This is a genomic window from Streptomyces crystallinus (assembly GCF_039521265.1).
GTDB lineage: Bacteria > Actinomycetota > Actinomycetes > Streptomycetales > Streptomycetaceae > Streptomyces > Streptomyces crystallinus.
In genome coordinates this window covers 51,349-70,072 of the sequence record NZ_BAAACA010000025.1, presented here as the reverse complement: position 1 = coordinate 70,072, position 18,724 = coordinate 51,349, and the positions used below count along the sequence as shown (strand labels likewise).

Genomic DNA, 18,724 nt, shown 5'->3' with positions numbered 1-18,724 from the left:
GATCGCGACCGGACGGCTCACGTCCGGCCGCGGACCGGCGGACGGGTCGTGTGCGCGCGGACGGGCCGTGTGCACACGGACTGCTCGTGTGCGCACGGAGAGAACGGGGGGTCGAGATGCATCCGATGCTCAAGCCGGCACTGCGCCGGGCGTGGCGGGACCGGCAGACCGTGCAGTTCGGGGTGTCACCGGCGCGGGCGGTGGTGGTCTCGCCCGTGGACACGGCGACGGGGAGCTTCCTGGAACTCCTCGACGGCACCCGCGGCCTGCCCCTGCTGTACGAGGAGGCGAGGGCCCTGGACCTCTCGCCCGGCCAAGTGGACGCGCTGGTGGAGCGGTTGACCGAGGCCGGGGTGGTCGACGATCCGACGGGCGGCGGCCCGGCGGCCCAGGAGCTGCGCGGACGGGCCGCGGCCTTCGACCGGACCAGGTCCGATCTGGCCTCGCTCAGTCTGGTCCACCCCGAACCGGGCGAGGGGGCACGGCGATTGGCCGCCCGCCGGTCGCTGAAGGTGCAGGTGCGGGGCGCGGGGCGGGTGGGGGCGACGATCGCCTCGGTCCTCGCCGCGTCCGGGGTGGGGCGGGTGGAGGTGCTGGACGGCGGGACGGTGCGGCCGTGGGACGTGGCGCCCGGCGGGCTGCCCGAGCGGGCGGTCGGTGAGCGGCGGGGCCCGGCCGCGCGGCAGCTGGTGCGGGGTGCGGCGCCGGACCGGCCGCCCCGGGCCGGCGAGGCGGACGGGCCGACGGGGCTGTCACTGATCGTGGTGGCCCCCAGGGACGGCCTCGATGTCCACGCACCGGATCCGGTGACCGGCGGGGAGTGGGTGGCGGCGGGCATCCCCCATCTGTACGCGGGAGTTGTGGAGACGACCGGGCTGGTGGGGCCGCTGGTCCTGCCCGGGGGCACCGGGTGCGCGGGCTGTCTGGCGCTGGAGCGCGCCGAGCGCGATCCCGGCTGGCCCCGGATGCTGGCGCAGTGGCGCTCCGGCCGCCGCCAGAGCGCCGTGCCCCCCTGTGACCTCGCCCTCGCGACCGCCGTGGCCGGGCTGGCCGCGGGGCACGCGCTGGCCTTCCTGGACGGCGATCTCCCGGCGAGCACGGGCACGCGGTGGGAGGCGTCGCTGCCCTCGCTCGGCTGGCGGCCCCGGCGTCTGGCGCCCCGGCTCGACTGCCCCTGCGGCGCTGGTGGGAAAAGTGAGGGGGAGCACACCTCGGGGAGCGCCCGGTCGCAGGACACAATGGCCCGGTAACCGCTGTCGACGACGCACTGCCGCGAGGCGCGCGGCACGGCCGGCTGGGAATTGGAGGGGCGCATGTCTGATCTTCCCCGGAAGGCGGTCACCCGGACCGCCAAGTTGGCCGCGCTGCCACTGGGTTTCGCCGGGCGTGCCACCTGGGGCCTGGGCAAGCGGATCGGCGGCAAGTCCGCGGAGATCGTGGGCCGCGAGCTCCAGCAGCGCACCGCCGAGCAGCTCTTCAAGGTCCTGGGCGAGCTGAAGGGCGGGGCGATGAAGTTCGGGCAGGCCATGTCCGTCTTCGAGTCCGCGCTGCCCGAGGAGATCGCCGGGCCCTACCGGGCCGCGCTGACCAAGCTCCAGGAGGCGGCGCCGCCCATGCCGACGCGTACGGTGCACTCGGTGCTCGCCGAGCGGCTCGGGCAGGAGTGGCGCGAGCTGTTCCTGGAGTTCGAGGAGAAGCCCGCCGCGGCGGCCTCGATCGGGCAGGTGCACCGGGCGGTCTGGCACGACGGGCGCGAGGTCGCGGTCAAGGTGCAGTACCCGGGAGCCGGGGAGGCGCTGCTCTCGGACCTCACCCAGCTGAGCCGGTTCGCCCGGCTGCTCGGGCCGCTGATCCCGGGTATGGACATCAAGCCGCTCATCTCGGAGCTGCGCGACCGGGTCTCCGAGGAGCTGGACTACGAGCTGGAGGCCCGGGCCCAGCGGGAGCACGCGGCGGAGTTCGCGGACGACCCGGACGTGGTGGTGCCCGATGTGGTGCACCAGTGCGACCAGGTCCTGGTGACCGAGTGGATCGACGGGACCCCGCTCTCCGAGGTGATCGCGGACGGTACGGAGGAGGAGCGCGACCGGGCGGGCCAGCTCCTCGCGCGCTTCCTCTTCTCGGGTCCGGCGCGGACCGGGCTGCTGCACGCCGACCCGCACCCGGGCAACTTCCGGCTGCTGCCACCGGAGAAGGAGGGCGGGCCCCGGCGGCTGGGGGTGCTGGACTTCGGGACGGTGGACCGGCTGCCCGGCGGGCTGCCCCGGACGATCGGCGACTCGCTGCGGATGACGCTCGACGGCGACGCCGAAGCGGTCTACGCGCTGCTGTGCGAGGAGGGCTTCGTGAAGGAGTCCATAGACCTCGACCCGGACGCGGTCCTGGACTATCTGCTGCCCATCATCGAGCCCGCGCAGGCGGACGAGTTCACCTTCACCAGGGCCTGGATGCGCGGGCAGGCGGCGCGGATCGCCGACCCGCGCTCCCCCGCGCACCAGCTGGGCAAGCAGCTCAACCTGCCGCCCGCGTATCTGCTGATACACCGGGTGACGCTCTCCACCATCGGAGTGCTCTGCCAGCTGGACGCGACGGTCCGGCTGCGGGACGAACTGGAGACCTGGGTGCCCGGGTTCCTGCCCGTGGACGAGGAGCTCGCAGAGCTGGAGAACGTGACGGTCCTGGCGGCCGGGGAGCCGGAGAACGAGGCGAACGAGGAGGACGAGCAGCCCGCGGGGGCGTGAGATCCGCCGGGGCGGGTCCGCGCCCCGGCCGGGTCACCACCACACGGAGTCGAGTCTGCTCTCGATCGCCCGGATGTTGGCGCGCGCACAGTCGTCGCAGAAGTAGAGACGGCGGCCGTTCTCGACGGAGTAGGTCCAGGTCGGCGGAGTGCTCTCGGCGGGAGTGCCGCAGCGCGAGCACACAACGGTCTCGGCAGCCGGCTGAGTCGGGTCGTCCATTTCGTGACGATACCGCCGCGGCCGGTGGTTGCGGGCACAACGCACCGCGGGGGCCGGTCCGTTCGGACCGGCCCCCGTGGGCTGATTCGTCACTTCGCGCGGCAGGCGGTGGCCGTCATTACTGCATGACGGCCATGGCCAGGGCGCGGCGGGCACGCATCGACACGCGCTCGGCGCGGCGTTGCATACGCCGGGCGGCGATCAGGCGCATGGCCTGACGCTCGGCCTCGGCTTCCCGCATGCGCTCGTGCATATGGGCACGGGCGAGGGCTTCTGGCATGAGTTGCATTTCGAGGGTCCTGTTCTGACGCGAGGCGTTCGCGCCGGTGGTGGTGAAGTCTGGGGTCGCGGAGCCCATGGGCTCGCTGGCGGACGTCGTCATCGGGGCCTGCTTCTGGGGGTCGTTCGTGAGGGGGCGGTCGATGGTTCCCGGGCGGTTCATGCCGCGACCGGGTTCTTGCGCGGGCGGCCACGGGGCCGCTTGCGGGCTACGACCACACCCTGGACGAAGAGCTCGCCGCCCCAGACGCCCCAGGGCTCGCGCCGCTCCTTGGCCCCGGCGAGGCAGGCCTCGACCAGCGGACAGGTACGGCAGAGGGACTTGGCGTACTCGACGTCTGCCGGGGACTCCGCGAAGAAGACCTCCGGGTCGTACGAGCGGCAGGGGACGGGTACGCCGAGGTTCTCGATGGCGTCGTCGAGCGCGGTGAGCGCGGTGAGGGGAGTCAAGGCGGGGTCCTCCGTGAGACCGGGCGGGGGGATCGTCTGGGCGGGCGGTACGGACGGGGCGTGCGCTTCGAGTTGCACGGTGTTTTCTTCCTCGTCTTTGTTGTCGGTCCGGCCGGTCGGCCGGGTTTCGGCTGGTACCGCGACCCCTTCGCGCTGCCATCCCCGTTCGGGGACAAACAGAAGGGCCGCGGATCCCTGGTGGGGTTCCGCGGCCCTGAAGGCGCCTGCCTGATCCTGGATCAGGCTGGATCACTCCAGGGTTCGAGCCCACGGAAGGCCCACATCGTGTGGTGCTGCGTCGTCTGCTTCTCGGCTCCGGCACCGGCCGCCGCAAAGGCATAGGCCTGGGCCTGTCCCTTCGCCACCACTGCTTCCGGTGCCTGGGTCGGTCGCTCATTGCCGTTGCGCACGGGGAAGCTCGCCAGGGAGGACGGAATGACGGCCGAGAGGCCGAGCAGACCGGAGACGCCGGCGGACAGACCGGTGCCCTGGAAAGAGGAGCCGAGCAGGCAGGTGGCGACGACCGAGCGATCGGTCACTTTGGTGGTGCTGGTGCTGGTGGAGTTCATGAAGCTGGTCACTGGTCTCGCCTCCTCTCGGCGTCTCGGGGAGCTGGGGCCCGGGGGCCTTGATCCCATGCGTATTCGGATAAGTACAGCAAGTAGAGCACGGACGCAGGGCCTCTGAGAAGCCGCTGTCTCCGTGGTTAAGAACCTATGGGGATTCCTGGGGCGGGCGCAAACTATTTTTCCCACGAGTTTTCAAGAGGGCTCCTCCTCGCTTGCGTCAACCTCCTGGCCTGCGCAGATGGCCAGGACATCGGTGCCGAAGCGGTCCAGCTTGCGGGCGCCGACGCCGGAGATCACCGCGAGCTCCCCGCCGCTGGCCGGCACCGCCTCCGCGATCGCCATCAGGGTCTTGTCGGTGAAGACGCAGTACGGCGGCTGGCCCAGCCGGCTCGCCTGGCCCGCACGCCAGTCGCGCAGCCGCTCGTACAGTCCCTCGTCCATGTCGGAGGGGCAGTCCTCGCAGCGCATCAGCTTCATCTCGCCGGCCTCGGTGAGCGTCTTTCCGCACACCCGGCACAGCACCGGGCCGCGCCGGGTCCTTCTGCGGGCGGCGCCGCGCTCGACCCCGCCCGTGCCGCCCGACGAGGAGGCGCGGGCGCCGAGGGCTGCGGAGCCCGGCCGCAGGCCGTTCAGGAAGCGGCTGGGGCGGCGGGAGGGCCGCCCGCCCGGAGACCGCGAGAGCGACCAGGACAGCGCCAGGTGCACCCGGGCGCGGGTGACGCCCACGTACAGCAGCCGGCGCTCCTCCTCGACCTGCTCGTCGGTCTTCGCATATGTGATCGGCATCATGCCCTCGGTGAGGCCGACCACGAAGACCGCGTCCCACTCCAGACCCTTCGCGGCGTGCAGCGAGGCCAGGGTGACGCCCTCGACCGTCGGCGCGTGCTGGGCGGCCGCGCGCTCGTCGAGCTCGGCCACCAGGTCGGAGAGCGTCGCGCCGGGCTTGGCACGCGCGAAGTCCTCCGCCAGCCGGACCAGCGCCGCCAGCGACTCCCAGCGGTCGCGGACCGCGCCGGCACCGGCCGGGGGCGCGGAGGACCAGCCCTTGGTGCCGAGGACCGCCCGGACCTGGGAGGGGAGGTCCACGGCGTCGTCGAGGAGGGAGTCGTTGCCGCCCGCGCGGGCGGCGCCGCGCAGGGCGATGCCCGCCTCCCTGACCTCGGGCCGCTCGAAGAAGCGCTCGGCGCCGCGCAGCTGGTAGGGCACGCCCGCGTCGGCCAGGGCCTGCTCGTAGACCTCCGACTGGGCGTTGATCCGGTAGAGCACGGCGATCTCGCCGGCCGACACCCCGGAGGCGATGAGGTCGCGGATGCGCCGGGCTACGCCCTCGGCCTCGGCGGGCTCGTCCCCGTACTCCGTATAGACCGGCTCGGGGCCCGCCTCGCGCTGGGAGACCAGTTCGAGGCGGTGGTCGGCGGCGCGGCCGCGCGCCTGGGCCAGCAGGCCGTTGGCGAGGTGCACCACCTGAGGGGTCGAGCGGTAGTCCCGGACCAGCTTGACGACGGTCGCCTGGGGGTGGCGGGTGCGGAAGTTCAGCAGGTGGTCGGGGGTGGCGCCGGTGAACGAGTAGATCGTCTGGCTGGCGTCGCCGACGACGCAGAGGCTGTCGCGGTCGCCGAGCCACAGCTCCAGGAGACGCTGCTGGAGGGGGCTGACGTCCTGGTACTCGTCGACCACGAAGTGCTGGTACTGGGCGCGGATCTGCTCGGCGATGTCGTGCCGGTCCTGGAGCACGCCCACGGTGAGCAGCAGCACGTCCTCGAAGTCGATCATTCCCCGGTCGCGCTTGAGCTCCTCGTACGCCCCGTAGATCTGGGAGATCTCGGCGGGGTCGCGCGGGGCGTCGCGCAGCGACTTGGCGACCGCCGCCGGGTAGTCCGCGGGGACGGTCTGGGTGACCTTCGCCCATTCGATCTCGCCCGTGACATCCCGCAGCTCGCCGCGGTCGAGGCGGACCCGGCAGCGCGCGCCCGCCTCCGCGACCAGCTGGACCTTGCGCTCGACCAGGCGGGGCAGCTCGCCGCCGACGGCCTTGGGCCAGAAGTACTGGAGCTGGCGCAGGGCGGCCGAGTGGAAGGTGCGCGCCTGGACGCCGCCCGCACCGAGCTGGCGCAGCCGGCCGCGCATCTCTCCCGCCGCGCGGTTGGTGAACGTGACGGCCAGCACACTGCTCGGGTGCAGGATCCCGGCCCGCACCCCGTAGGCGATCCGGTGGGTGATCGCCCGGGTCTTGCCCGTCCCGGCGCCGGCCAGCACGCACACCGGTCCGTGCAGGGCCGTGGCGACCTCGCGCTGCTCGGGGTCGAGGCCGTCGAGCACCGCGTCCGCCGACTCGGGGACCTGTGGGAAGAGAGAGGAGTGCGTTGCTGATGTCACCCCGCCATGCTGCCAGGTCGGCGGAGGCGGACGGGACTCGTTGTCCACAGGGGGTGAGATTCGTCGTACTAACGCGGGAATGGCCGCTCGATCGCGTACGTTCAATCCCTTGGTTCACCCATCCAGCCGAACATGAGGAGTGCGAGAGCATGCCGGGCACTGTGACGATGTACAGCACCACCTGGTGCGGCTACTGCCGCCGGCTGAAGAGCCAGATGGACCGCGAGGGCATCGCGTACAACGAGATCAACATCGAGCAGGACCCGGAGTCGGCGGCCTTCGTCGAGAAGGCCAACGGTGGCAACCAGACGGTTCCGACCGTGCTCTTCGCCGACGGCTCGACCCTGACGAACCCCTCGCTCGCCCAGGTCAAGCAGAAGATCGGCGTCTGATCCACGCCGCTTCGCCGCCACGCGCGCGTACGAAGGCCCCCACCGGCGCGGTGGGGGCCTTTTCGCGTACACGGGGCGGCGTGGCACGCGGGGCGGCGTGGCCTCAGTGCGTGGGCTTCGGCAGCGGCTTGCCGTACCAGAGCTCGATCAGACGGGCCGCGATCGAGATGCCGTACGGCGGCAGGATCTCGCCGGACTCGAAGGCGGCGCGCAGGTCCTCGCGGGAGAACCAGCGGGCCTCGTGGATCTCCTCGCCGTCCACGTTGATCTCGGACGACGTGGCGTGCGCCATGAAGCCGAGCATCAGGCTGGACGGGAAGGGCCAGGGCTGGCTGGCGACGTACTCGACCTCGCCGACCGTGACGCCCGCTTCCTCGAAGACCTCGCGGCGCACCGACTGCTCGATGGACTCACCGGGCTCGACGAAGCCCGCCAGCGTGGAGAAGCGGCCCTCCGGCCAGTGCACCTGGCGGCCCAGCAGCGCGCGGTCCTGCTCGTCCGTGACCAGCATGATCACGGCCGGGTCGGTGCGCGGGTAGTGCTCGGCGCCGCACGCCTGGCAGCGGCGGATGTGGCCGGCGGCCGCGATGACCGTGCGCTCGCCGCAGCGGGAGCAGAAGCGGTGCAGCCGCTGCCAGTTCTCCAGGGCGACCGCGTGCACCATCAGGCCCACGTCCCGGGGCGACAGCAGCAGCCCGGCCTCCCGCAGCCCCGCCGCGCGCGCGGACTGGTCCATCCGGCCCGGCAGGGTGTCCTTCTGGAGGGCGAAGTAGCTGACGCCGTCGTCGTCGGTGCCCAGGAAGTAGCGGTGGGTCTCGGTGACCGGGGCCTCGAAGGCCGGGGTCATGACCAGTTCCGTACGGCCGTCGGCGGTGTCGTCGATCAGGACCTGCCCACCGGAGACCACGAAGACCCTGGTGGTCGGGTGGCTCCAGGCCGCCGCCAGCCAGGCCTCGTCCAGACGGTGGTGGGCCGCGCGGTCGACGCCGCTCGGCTCGGTGAGGCTGATGGGTGTGGCGAGGCCGATCGGCCGGTCCGCGGTGGCGTCACTGCTGGTGGTGCTGGTGGTGCTCACAGGTGCTTCCAACTCCCCCGGGTGGATGGGTTCAGCGGTGTTCGTTCGGCGGCTGGGCCGCGGGGCGGGCGCGCGGCCCGTCACCGGCCCGCGGCGCCGAGGTCGCCCCACAGGTGGGCGGTGGTCTCGACGCCCTTGAGGAGGAGGTCGACCTCGACCTTCTCGTTGGGCGCGTGCCAGCCGTCGGACGGGACGGAGATCCCCAGGAAGAGCACGGGTGCGCCGAGCACGTCCTGGAGGTCGGCGGCAGGTCCCGAGCCGCCCTCGCGGGTGAAACGGATCTTCTGGCCGAAGGCGCGGCCCATGGCCCGGACGACCGACTGAAGCGCCGGGTGGTCCAGCGGCGTCAGACAGGGGCGGGTGCCCGCGCTGAAGGAGATCTCGTGCCGGATGCCGTCCGGCACCTGGGTGGCGACCCAGGCCGTGACCAGCTTCTCGATCCGGTCCGGGTCCTGTCCGGCGACCAGCCGGAACGACAGCTTCACCATCGCCGACGAGGGGATGATCGTCTTGCCGCCGGGGCCCTGGTAGCCGCCGCCGATGCCGTTGACCTCGGCAGTCGGCCGCGCCCACACCCGCTCCAGCGTCGAGTAACCGGCCTCGCCGTGCGGGGCGCGGGACTTGGCGGTACGCAGCCACTCGGCCTCGTCGAAGGGCAGCTCGGCGACGAGCTCGCGCTCGGCGTCCGTGAGCTCGGCGATGCCCTCGTAGAAGCCGGGCACGGCGACCCGCTCGTCGGCGTCGTGCAGCGCCGCGACCAGGCGGGCGGCGGCGGTGGCCGGGTTGGGCACGGCGCCGCCGAAGGAGCCGGAGTGGATGTCCTGGTCCGGTCCGTACAGCCGGATCTCGCACTCGGCGAGGCCGCGCATGCCGGTGCAGACCGTGGGCGTCGTCTCCGACCACATACCGGTGTCGGAGACGATCACGGCGTCCGCGGCCAGGCGGTCGGCGTGCGCCTCGACCAGGGCGCGGAAGTGCGGCGAGCCGGACTCCTCCTCGCCCTCGACCAGGAGCTTGAGGTTGACGGCGGGCGCGGTGCGGCCGGTGGCGGCGAGGTGCGCCCGTACGCCCAGGGTGTGGAAGAACACCTGGCCCTTGTCGTCGGCCGCGCCCCGTCCGTACAGCCGCCCGTCGCGCAGCTCGGGCTCGAAGGGCTCGGTGTGCCAGCCGTCCTCGCGCGCGGCGGGCTGCACGTCGTGGTGGCCGTAGACCAGCACGGTGGGGGCGTCGGGGTCGCCGGAGGGCCACTCCGCGTAGACAGCCGGGGCGCCGGGGGTCGCGAGGACCTCGGTGACCGGGAAGCCGGTCTCCTTGAGCTTGGCGGCCAGCCAGTCGGCGCTGCGCCGTACGTCGCCGTCGTGTTCGGGCTGGGCCGACACGGACGGGATCCGCAGCCACTCCGCGAGGTCGTCGAGGAAGGCGGCGCGGTGCTGCTCGATGTACGCGCGCACGGTGTCGTCGGCCGCGGTCTGGACGGCGCTGTCCGGGGTCTCGCTCATGCCATTGAGCCTATCCGGCCGCTGGTGGTGGCATGTCCGCCGGTGTCCCGGCCGGGCTCGGGCGGGGAGCGGCGGCCGCCGCCTCGCGCGCGTGGCCGCGCTCGGCCCCGCCGTCGCGCTCCCCCAGCAGGATCCGCTCCAGCTCGGCGCGGCCCGGGAGGCGGGCCGGGCGGACCGTCTCCCCGGTGCGTACGTAGAGGAAGGCGGCCGTCACGGCCTCCAGCGGGACACCGTGCTGCTCGGCCCAGGCGAGGCGGTAGACGGCGAGCTGGAGGGGGTCACCGGTGGCGCCGCGGCCGGTCTTCCAGTCGACGATCTCGTACGTGCCCGGCCGCTCACCCCGGTACACCGCGTCGATACGGCCGCGGATCACCCGGCCCGCCAGGGTGAGCTGGACCGGCGCTTCGGTGCGGAGCGGGGTGCGCCGGGCGTACGGGGAGCGCTCGAACGCCTCCTTGAGGGCGGCGAGGTCGCGCTCGTCCGCGATGTCGGCGTCGCTCTCGTCGCCTCCGGGGAGCTCCTCGGGGCCGAGCATGGGCAGCGGCAGCTCCTCGAAGCGGGACTCCACCCAGGCGTGGAAGCGGGTGCCCCGGCGGGCGGCGGGCTGCGGCGGCTTCGGCATGGGGCGGGCCAGCTCCTGGGCGAAGCCGTCCGGGTCGGCGGCGAGCCGCAGCAGGTCCGAGGCGGTGAGCGAGGGCGGCACCTGGACCTCGCGGCTGGTGGCACGCGCGCGGCGGAGCTCGGTGGTGAGCGCTTCCATGTCGCGGTCCCAGGAGGCGATGGCCCGGCGCTCCTCGGGGGTGAGGGCACGCTCGCGCGCGGTGCGGGGCTCGTCGGGGCGGGTGTGCTGGACGGGGACTTCGTCCACGGGGGCCGGGCGCTGGGTCGGGAGGGTGTCCCAGCCGTCCGCCAGGAGGGAGACGTCGTCGTCAAGGGTGTCGGGGTCGGTGAGACCGGGGCGCGGCGCGTCCGACGGCCCCTCGAAGGGCTCGTCGAAGGGCTCGTCGAAATGCTCCTCCGGAGGGAAGAACTCGTCCTCTTCGAAGCCGAAGGGAGCGTCGTCGGGGAAGTCGGAGACGTCGGAGAAGGAAGGAGCGCCGTCGGAGAACCCGTCGTCGAAGAACCCGTCCTCGTACGGCAGATGCGACGGGGCCGCCGCCTCGCGCGCGTGGCGCGGCTCCTCCGGACCGCCCGCTCCCTCCGCGTCCAGGTACGCCAGGACCGTCTCCGCCGCCGCCCGTCGGCGGGCCAGGGACGTGGGGTCGAGCGGGAGCGGCCACGCGTGCGTGGCGGCCGACTCCCCCAGGGCGGGGTTCTCGGCGTCCTCGGCGGGCGCGTCGGCCCAGGCCTCGATCTCGCCGTGGCCCGCCTCGCAGTGGGCGTACAGCGCGTGCAGGAACGCGGACGGTCCGCGCGGCTTCTTCTGGCTCGGGCCCCACCAGTGCCCCGAACCCAGCAGCAGGGAGCGGGGGCGCGTGAACGTCACGTACCCCAGGCGCAGTTCCTCGGTGTGCTGGTGCTCCTTCAGCTCCTCCTTGAAGGCCTTGAGGCCCTTGGCGTCCCACTCCGGAGTGGCGGGCAGGGTCGGGGCATCGCCGCGCAGGGCGTGCGGCAGGACCTTGGCCTGGGCCGTCCAGGCGTCGCGCGACTGGGTGGAGGGGAAGGTTCCGTCGACCAGACCGGGGACGGCGACCACGTCCCACTCAAGTCCCTTGGACTTGTGCGCGGTGAGCACCTTCACCGTGTTCTCGCCGCCGGGCAGGGCGTTGTCCAGGCCCTTTTCGTACTGCGCGGCGGTGCGCAGGAAACCGAGGAAGGCGAGGAGCGAGGCCTCACCGTCGAGGGCCGCGAACCCGGCCGCGATGTCCAGGAAGTTGCCGAGGGTCTCGCGGCGGCGGGCGGCCAGCGCGTGCGGCGAGGCCGAGAGCTCGACCTCCAGACCGGTGGTGGTGAGCACCCGGTGCAGCACGTCCATGAGCGAGTCGGCGAGCGAGCGGCGCAGCTCACGCAGCTCGGCGGCGAGCCGGGCGAAGCGGACGCGGGCCTCGGCCGAGAACGGCAGTCCGTCGTCCTCGTCGTCGCCCGACTCCAGGAAGGTGTCGAGCGCGTCCGCCAGGGAAATCACCTCGGCCGGGTCCACGCCCTCCACGGCGTCCGCGAGCCGCTGGTCCGGGTCGTCGGACCCGGCTCGCTCCCGCCGTACGAGACGGCGGGCGCGGCGGCCGAGCAGGGCCAGGTCGCGCGGGCCGATGCGCCAGCGCGGGCCGGTCAGGACGCGGACGAGGGAGGCGTTGGCGCCCGGGTCCTGGAGGACCTCGCAGACCGCCACGAGGTCGGCGACCTCGGGCAGGTGGAGCAGCCCGGACAGACCGACGACCTCGACGGGGATGTCGCGCGCGACGAGCGCGCCCTGGATCCGCGGGAAGTCGCCCGCCGTCCGGCACAGGACGGCGATCTCACCGGGCTCCTTGCCGGTGCGCACCAGGTGCGCGAGGGAGTCGGCCAGCCAGTCGATCTCCTCCTGGTGGGTGTCGAGCAGCGCGATGCGGACGGTGCCGTCGCGCTCGGCGCCGGGGGCGGGGCGCAGCGCCTCCACGCCCGCGTGCATCGCGCGCAGCGGCGCGGCCAGCGCGTTGGCGAGGTCGAGCAGCCGGCCGCCGCTGCGGCGGTTCTCGCTGAGCGAGTGGCGGGTGGCGGGGCGGCCGTCCTCGTACGGGAAGTGGCGGGGGAAGTCGTCGAGGTTGGCCACCGAGGCGCCGCGCCAGCCGTAGATGGCCTGGCAGGGGTCGCCCACGGCGGTCACCGCGTGTCCGGTGCCCTCGCCGAACAGGGCGGCGAGCAGCCGGCGCTGGGCGACCGACGTGTCCTGGTACTCGTCGAGCAGCACGACGCGGAACTCTTCGCGCAGGATCCGGCCGACCTCGGGGCGGGTGAGGGCGAGCTCGGCGGAGAGCGCGATCTGATCACCGAAGTCGAGCAGGTCACGGGACTTCTTGGCATCCCGGTAACGGACGGTGAGGTCGAGGAGTTCCAGCCGGCCCTGGGCCGCTTCGGGGACCTTGCGCAGATCCGCGTTGCTGAGCTTTGCCCCCTCCAGCGTCCGGAGCAGGTCGCGGTCGTACGCCCGCAGCTCCTCGGGACGTACGAGGTGCTCGGCGAGCTCCGCGTCCAGCGCCAGCAGGTCGCTGACCAGGGTGGCGAAGGACTTGGTCAGCGCGGGGTAGGGCCCGGGCGCCTCGCGCAGCACCTTGGCGGCGAGCTGGTAGCGGGTGGCGTCGGCGAGCAGCCGGGAGGTGGGTTCGAGCCCTATCCGCAGCCCGTGGTCGGTCAGGAGCTGCCCGGCGAACGCGTGGTACGTCGAGATGCGCGGCTCGCCCGGCGGGTTGTCCGGGTCGATCGCGTCCGGGTCGGTGATGCCCGCGCGGACCAGCGCCGTCCGCACCCGCTCGGCGAGCTCCCCCGCGGCCTTGTTGGTGAAGGTCAGGCCCAGGACCTGCTCGGGGGCGACCTGCCCGGTGCCGACCAGCCAGACCACCCGGGCCGCCATCACGGTGGTCTTCCCGGACCCGGCGCCGGCCACGACGACCTGCGGGGCGGGCGGGGCGGTGATGCACGCCGTCTGCTCCGGGGTGAACGGGATGCCGAGGAGCTCCTTGAGCTCTTCGGGGTCGGTGAGGAGGGGCACCCCAGAGAGGCTAACGGGGGCCACTGACAACAGTGGCCCCCAGCGGGGACGGTGTGACGCGACCCGCACGCCGGTGTGACGCGACCGGACCGGCCGGTGTGACGCGACCCGACCGGCTGGTGTGACGCGGACGGCGTGACGCGTCCCCAGGGTTGAAGGCGGCCCACTACCCCCGCGTCCCGCAGCCCGTCCGTCAGACCTTCAGCCCGCCGGTCCCTCCGGAACCCGAGCCTCCGCCCGGCTTCACGCCGAGCTTCTCCAGGTCCATGACCTGGTCGGCGGGCGGAGCGGTGATCGTCACCGGCTTGTCGTAGTCGCTGAAGGTGACGGTGCCCGGCTCATCGCCACCGTTCTCGGCGACCTTCAGCAGACGGGCCGGCCCCTGCTTGGCGACGTACATCGTCACGGTGGAGCCGTCGCCCCTGTCCTTGGTGAGCGTGACGGCGGGCACACCGGCGACCACGGTGTCGGGGCCCTGGGTCATCCCGGTGCGGTCGCCCTTGTCGTCGTCCATTCCGGAGACGAGCTCGGAGAGCACACAGAACTGGCTCAGGTCGTCGCCGGAGGTCTTGCCGTGGCGCTTCTTGGACGTCGACGGGGTGTCCGTCGGCATCTTCATCCAGCGGCCCTTGAGAACCTCGATCATGGCGTCGGCCTGCCGCTTCGGAGTGCCGTCCTCCTTGGCCAGGGCCCGGTAGAACTTCTCGTCGCCCTGCATGTAGAAGGACTTGGCATCGGCCTTGAGCAGGCGGGCCGTGCCGCCCTTGACGGTCACGCTGCCGGAGCAGTTGCCCACCCGGGTGACGCTGACCTCCAGGGCCATGTGCTCACCGTCCGATATGCCAGACCCGGCCACCTTGACGCTGTTCGACGCCTTGGTGACACCGACCGCCTTCTCGGCGATCGCGTCCGGGGTCAGCCCCGCGAACGGGTCCGCGGGTGTCGCGGAGGCCGCGGCGGACGGCTTCTTCGCCTCGGAGACGCCCTTGGCCTTGGTGTCACCGCCCTTGCCGCATCCCGCAAGACCGGCGACAGCGGTCGTGCAGACCACCGCCCCGACCAGAACCTTCCGACTGACCCGCATCCGTCTCTCCTCACGACTGGTGAACCGGAGACATCATGCGACTGTCGTGCCCCCGCCAATACAGCGGCCCCCAGCCTCAAACTGTCACTCCAGCACCTGCCGCCCCTCCGGCTGGGCCGAGCAGGACGTACGGAAGGTGCAGTTCGTGCAGTGCTGGCCCGGATTCGGGGTGAAGTGCTCGTCCAGGACGCGGCCCGCCGCCGTGGCGAGGAGGTCGCCCACCCACTCCCCCACCAGCGGCTGCTGCGCCTGCACCTTCGGGTACGCCTCGCCGCCCTCCTTCTTGGGGGCGGCCTGGCGCAGATGGACCAGCTCGGCGCCGCCGGGCTCGGGGCGCTCGCCCGCGAACGCCTCGTCGACCGCGCCCCGCTCGACCGCCAGCTGGTACACGGCCAGCTGCGGATGCGCGGCGACCTCGCCGGCGGTGGGCGCCTGCTTGCCGGTCTTGAAGTCGACCACGTAGGCGCGGCCCGCCTCGTCGCGCTCCACCCGGTCCATGGAGCCGCGGATGCGGACCTCGTAGTCGCCCGCCTCCAGGGTGACGTCGAAGTCGTGCTCGGTGGCGACGGGGGTACGGCCCGCCCGGTCCAGGGTGTGCCAGCGCAGGAACCGCTCCAGCGCCACGCGCGCGTTGTTCTTCTCCTGGACCGACTTCCAGGGCGCGTCGAAGGCCAGCGCGTCCCACACCGAGTCCAGCCGCTCCATCAGCACGGCCAGATCGGCGGGCGTCCGCCCGGAGGCGACCTCGTCCGCCAGCACGTGCACCACATTGCCGAAGCCCTGCGCGGCGGTCGCGGGCGCGTCGGCCTTCACCTCGCGGCCCAGGAACCATTGCAGGGCGCAGGTGTTGGCGAGCTGGTCCAGGGCGCTGCCGGAGAGCACGACCGGGTGATCGCGGTCGCGCAGGGGAACCGCCGAGCGCGTCGGCTCGTTCAACCCCCACCAGCGGTACGGGTGGGCCGCGGGGACGAGCGGCTGACCCTCGTCGTCGGTGAGGGCGGCGAGGCGGGCGAGGCGGCGGGCGGCGGCGTCCCGCAGCGCCTCGGACGCCTCGGGGTCGACGGTGGTCGCGCGCAGCTCCGCCACCAGCGCGGCGACGGCCAGCGGGCGGCGGGGCCGGCCGGTGACGTCCTTCGGCTCCTCGCCGAGCTCGGCGAGGAAGCGGGAGGGCTGGTCGCCGTCGTCGGCCGGGGCCTTGACGGCGGTCACGACGAGCCGGTCGCGCGCGCGGGTGGCGGCGACGTAGAAGAGGCGGCGCTCCTCGGCCAGGAGGGCGCCGGGGGTGAGCGGTTCGGCGAGACCGTCGCGGCCGATGCGGTCGGCCTCCAGGAGCGAGCCGCGGCGGCGCAGGTCGGGCCAGAGGCCCTCCTGGACGCCCGCGACGACGACCAGGCTCCACTCCAGGCCCTTGGAGCGGTGGGCGGTCATCAGGCGTACGGCGTCGGGGCGCGCGGCGCGGCGGGTGAGGGTGTCGGCGGCGATGTCCTGGGCGTCGACCTCCTCCAGGAAATTGAGCGCGCCCCGCCCGCCGGTGCGCTCCTCGGCGCGCGCCGCCGTGTCGAACAGGGCGCACACCGCGTCCAGGTCGCGGTCGGCGTTGCGTCCGGCCGTGCCGCCGCGCAGCGCCGCGCGTTCGAGGCGCTGGGGCCAGGGCGTGCCGCTCCACAGCTCCCACAGGGCCTCGGCGGCGGTGCCACCGCCCTGGAGGAGCTCGCGGGCCTTGCGCAGCAGCGCGCTCAGACGCTGGGCGCCCCGGGCGTACGCGGGGTCGTGCGCGACGAGCCGCTCCGGCTCGGCGAGCACGCGCGCGAGGAGGACGTCGGAGGGCGGCGGCATCCGGTTGCCCGCCGCCCGCTCCTCGTCGCGCAGCGCACGGCCGAGGCGGCGGATGTCCGCGCTGTCCATGCCGCCGAGGGGCGAGGTGAGCAGGTCGAGCGCGGTCTCGGGATCGAGCCAGGCGGGCGGGGCGTCAGGGGTGACCGCGCTGCCTTCCTCGACCGCACTGCCTTCCTTGTGCCCGCCGCCTTCCTCGCCCGCGCCGCCCTCCTCGCCCGCGCCGCCTTCCTCGTGCGCACCGCCCTCCTCGCCCGCACCCGCGTTCTCCCCGCCGACGCCCTCCTCCGGCCCGGTCAGCGCCGCCGTCGCCACCGCCCGCAGAGCCGCCAGCAGGGGCGTCACCGCGGGCTCGTGGCGCAGCGGGATGTCCATGCCGTCGACCTCCACCGGGACGCCCGCCGCCGTCAGGGCGCGGCGCAGGGCCGGCAGGGCGCGGGTGCCCGCGCGGGTCAGGACCGCCATGTCGTGCCAGGGCACGCCCTCTTCCAGGTGGGCGCGCCGGACGATGTCCGCGATGTTCTCCAGCTCCGTGGAGGCCGTCGGATAGGTGTACGCCTCGACGCGCCCGCCCGCGCGGACCGGCGCCGGCTCGCGGTGCGCCCGTACCTTCTCGTACGGCAGGCGCGGCATCGGCATCCGCCGGGTCAGCAGCCGGGTCGCGGCCAGCAGCTTCTCGCCGGAGCGGCGGGACGTCGTGAGCACCTCGACCGGCGCCGGAGTGCCGTCAACAAGCCGGAACGTGTCCGGAAAGTCGAGGATCCCGTTGACGTCGGCGCCCCGGAACGCGTAGATCGACTGGTCCGGGTCGCCGAAGGCGACCAGCGTGCGGCCACCGCCCGCGAGGGCCCGCAGCAGGCGGACCTGAGCCGGGTCGGTGTCCTGGTACTCGTCCACGAACACCGCGTCGTACGCATCGGCCAGAGCGGGCCCGTGCGGCCCGGCGGAGGAGGAGACGTGGGACGAGGCGGCGTGCGGGGCGCGCTCGGCGAGCAGCACCGCCCGGTGGACCAGCTCCGCGTAGTCCAGTACGCCCTGGAGGTCGAGGACATCGAGATATTCGGCCAAGAAGGCGGCCGCCGCACGCCAGTCGGGGCGGCCGGTGCGCCGGGCGAAGTCGGCGAGCGCGTGCGGCCCCAGGCCCAGCTCGCGGCTGCGGGCGAGCACCGCGCGTACCTCGTCGGCGAAGCCGCGGGTGGTCAGACAGGCGCGCAGCTCGTCGGGCCAGCGCACGGAGTCGAGCCCCTCGCGCTCCAGGCCGAGCTGCCCGGCCAGCAGATCGCGCACGGCCACGTCCTGCTCGGGGCCGGAGAGCAGCCGCAGCGGCTCGGCGAACAGGTCGGCGTCCTGGTGGGCGCGGACCAGGGCGTAGCAGTACGAGTGGAAGGTGGTGGCCTGTGGGCCCCGGGTGCCGCCGAGCCGCAGCGCCATGCGGTCGCGCAGCTCCACCGCCGCCTTGCGGCTGAAGGTGAGGACCAGGATGCGCTCGGGGTCGGTCCCGGCGGCCACGCGGGCCGCGACCGCCTCGACGAGCGTCGTGGTCTTGCCGGTGCCGGGCCCGGCGAGGACGAGCAGCGGCCCCTGGCCGTGGTCAACCACCGCCCGCTGGCGCGCGTCCAGCAAAGGGGGGTCCACCGGCCTCAGCGGGGTACGTACCAGTCGGTACGCGCCGGCGGACCGCCGTCGTACCTGGGGGTACGTCGTACGCCCGGTGAAGGAGGAGGAGCTCACGTGGATCGCCGGTCCTGGTGGGTGTGCTGGTGATGGGGGTACGGACGGGGGCCGTGCCGACTGTCGACGGTACGCCGAAGCGCGCCCGGCACGCAGCGAGTCATCCGTACGGGCCTGCGGCCGCCCCCGGCGACGCCCGATGGCCGAAGCTGTCAGATATGAGCCGCCCCGCCGCCGACCTCGCGTTCCGCGCCCGCCGTCCGCGCGGCCGGTATGTCCCCGGCGCGCGCGGAGCGGCTCTCCTCGCTCGCCCGCGCGCCGCCGTCCCAGCGGGCCCGGCGCATGTCGAGGCGCGGCAGATGCCCCTCGACGGCCCGGCTCGCCTCGCGCAGCGGCGTGGACTCGTCCCGGTAGTGGCCGAGGGCGCGCAGCTCGTGGCCCGGCAGCAGCGCGCCGTCCGCGCGCACCACGCGCCACCAGGGCGCGGCGCCCCCGTACAGCGCCATGACGCGGCCGACCTGGCGGGGTCCGCCCTCGCCCAGCCATTCGGCGACGTCCCCGTACGTCATCACCCGGCCGGGCGGGATCTGCTCGGCGACGTCCAGCACCCGTTCGGCATACTCCGGGAGTTCCGGCAGCTCATCGCTCACCCGGTCCATCCTGCCGTACGCCACCGACAGTGCGGCGGAAAGCGGGCTCCCGCCGACCGCGCGCACCCCGCCCGCAAGGCGCGTGCCGCACGGCGTACGTCCTCTCGACGCACCCTGATGGCTCCCCGGGGAGCCCGGTCATGCCACCATCATGCGGGCGGTGACCGGTGATACGAGAGCACGAAGAGCAGACCGAAGACC

The 18,724-nt window shown here is 73.6% G+C and carries 14 protein-coding genes; 3 read left to right on the top strand and 11 right to left on the bottom strand.

Annotated elements, in window-relative coordinates; translation table 11 throughout:
* Positions 1-116 precede the first annotated feature (116 nt).
* Together ABD236_RS20380 and ABD236_RS20375 are read left to right on the top strand one after the other, a co-directional pair.
* Entirely contained in the window at positions 117-1,250 is a 1,134-nt protein-coding gene (locus tag ABD236_RS20380; RefSeq protein WP_344075219.1) for a ThiF family adenylyltransferase, read from the top strand.
* Positions 1,251-1,313: 63 nt separating this feature from the next.
* Positions 1,314-2,741 carry an ABC1 kinase family protein gene (locus tag ABD236_RS20375; protein ID WP_344075218.1) on the top strand — a complete coding sequence of 476 codons (1,428 nt, stop codon included), beginning with the start codon at positions 1,314-1,316 and terminating at the stop codon, positions 2,739-2,741.
* A 33-nt stretch (positions 2,742-2,774) separates the two neighbouring features.
* Here ABD236_RS20375 and ABD236_RS20370 read toward each other — a convergent pair whose 3' ends face one another.
* The 5 genes from ABD236_RS20370 to ABD236_RS20350 all read right to left on the bottom strand — a co-directional run bounded on the left by ABD236_RS20370 (position 2,775) and on the right by ABD236_RS20350 (position 6,682).
* On the bottom strand, positions 2,775-2,960 hold the full coding sequence (locus ABD236_RS20370) for a hypothetical protein (protein ID WP_344075217.1): 186 nt from the start codon (positions 2,958-2,960) through the stop codon (positions 2,775-2,777).
* Positions 2,961-3,078: 118 nt separating this feature from the next.
* Entirely contained in the window at positions 3,079-3,402 is a 324-nt protein-coding gene (locus tag ABD236_RS20365; protein ID WP_344075216.1) for a hypothetical protein, read from the bottom strand.
* On the bottom strand, positions 3,399-3,767 hold the full coding sequence (locus tag ABD236_RS20360) for a WhiB family transcriptional regulator (RefSeq protein ID WP_067163768.1): 369 nt from the start codon (positions 3,765-3,767) through the stop codon (positions 3,399-3,401). The genes ABD236_RS20365 and ABD236_RS20360 overlap by 4 nt, the downstream gene beginning before the upstream one ends.
* A 161-nt stretch (positions 3,768-3,928) precedes the next feature.
* Positions 3,929-4,270 (bottom strand): hypothetical protein, encoded by a 342-nt coding sequence (locus ABD236_RS20355; protein ID WP_425543913.1) that lies wholly within the window; start codon positions 4,268-4,270, stop codon positions 3,929-3,931.
* A gap of 180 nt (positions 4,271-4,450) precedes the next feature.
* On the bottom strand, positions 4,451-6,682 hold the full coding sequence (locus ABD236_RS20350) for an ATP-dependent DNA helicase UvrD2 (RefSeq protein ID WP_425543912.1): 2,232 nt from the start codon (positions 6,680-6,682) through the stop codon (positions 4,451-4,453).
* 101 nt (positions 6,683-6,783) lie between these two features.
* On the opposite strand from ABD236_RS20350, the gene ABD236_RS20345 reads away from it, so the two are divergent.
* Positions 6,784-7,026 carry a mycoredoxin gene (locus tag ABD236_RS20345; RefSeq protein WP_329401603.1) on the top strand — a complete coding sequence of 81 codons (243 nt, stop codon included), beginning with the start codon at positions 6,784-6,786 and terminating at the stop codon, positions 7,024-7,026.
* Between the two features lie 103 nt (positions 7,027-7,129).
* Here ABD236_RS20345 and nudC read toward each other — a convergent pair whose 3' ends face one another.
* The 6 genes from nudC to ABD236_RS20315 form a co-directional block, all read right to left on the bottom strand.
* The gene (gene nudC, locus ABD236_RS20340; protein ID WP_344075214.1) at positions 7,130-8,101 is read right to left on the bottom strand and encodes an NAD(+) diphosphatase; all 972 of its coding nucleotides are present in this window, start codon (positions 8,099-8,101) and stop codon (positions 7,130-7,132) included.
* 80 nt (positions 8,102-8,181) lie between these two features.
* Complete coding sequence (locus ABD236_RS20335; RefSeq protein WP_344075213.1) at positions 8,182-9,600, bottom strand: dipeptidase; 1,419 nt, start codon at positions 9,598-9,600, stop codon at positions 8,182-8,184.
* A gap of 10 nt (positions 9,601-9,610) precedes the next feature.
* Positions 9,611-13,285, bottom strand: a complete 3,675-nt coding sequence (locus ABD236_RS20330; protein WP_344075212.1) for an ATP-dependent helicase — start codon at positions 13,283-13,285, stop codon at positions 9,611-9,613.
* 193 nt (positions 13,286-13,478) lie between these two features.
* Positions 13,479-14,369, bottom strand: coding sequence for a hypothetical protein (locus ABD236_RS20325; RefSeq protein ID WP_344075211.1), 891 nt, complete (start codon positions 14,367-14,369; stop codon positions 13,479-13,481).
* An 84-nt stretch (positions 14,370-14,453) separates the two neighbouring features.
* Entirely contained in the window at positions 14,454-17,933 is a 3,480-nt protein-coding gene (locus ABD236_RS20320; protein WP_344075210.1) for an ATP-dependent helicase, read from the bottom strand.
* A 152-nt stretch (positions 17,934-18,085) separates the two neighbouring features.
* Positions 18,086-18,532 (bottom strand): MGMT family protein, encoded by a 447-nt coding sequence (locus ABD236_RS20315; protein WP_344075261.1) that lies wholly within the window; start codon positions 18,530-18,532, stop codon positions 18,086-18,088.
* Positions 18,533-18,724 lie beyond the last annotated feature (192 nt).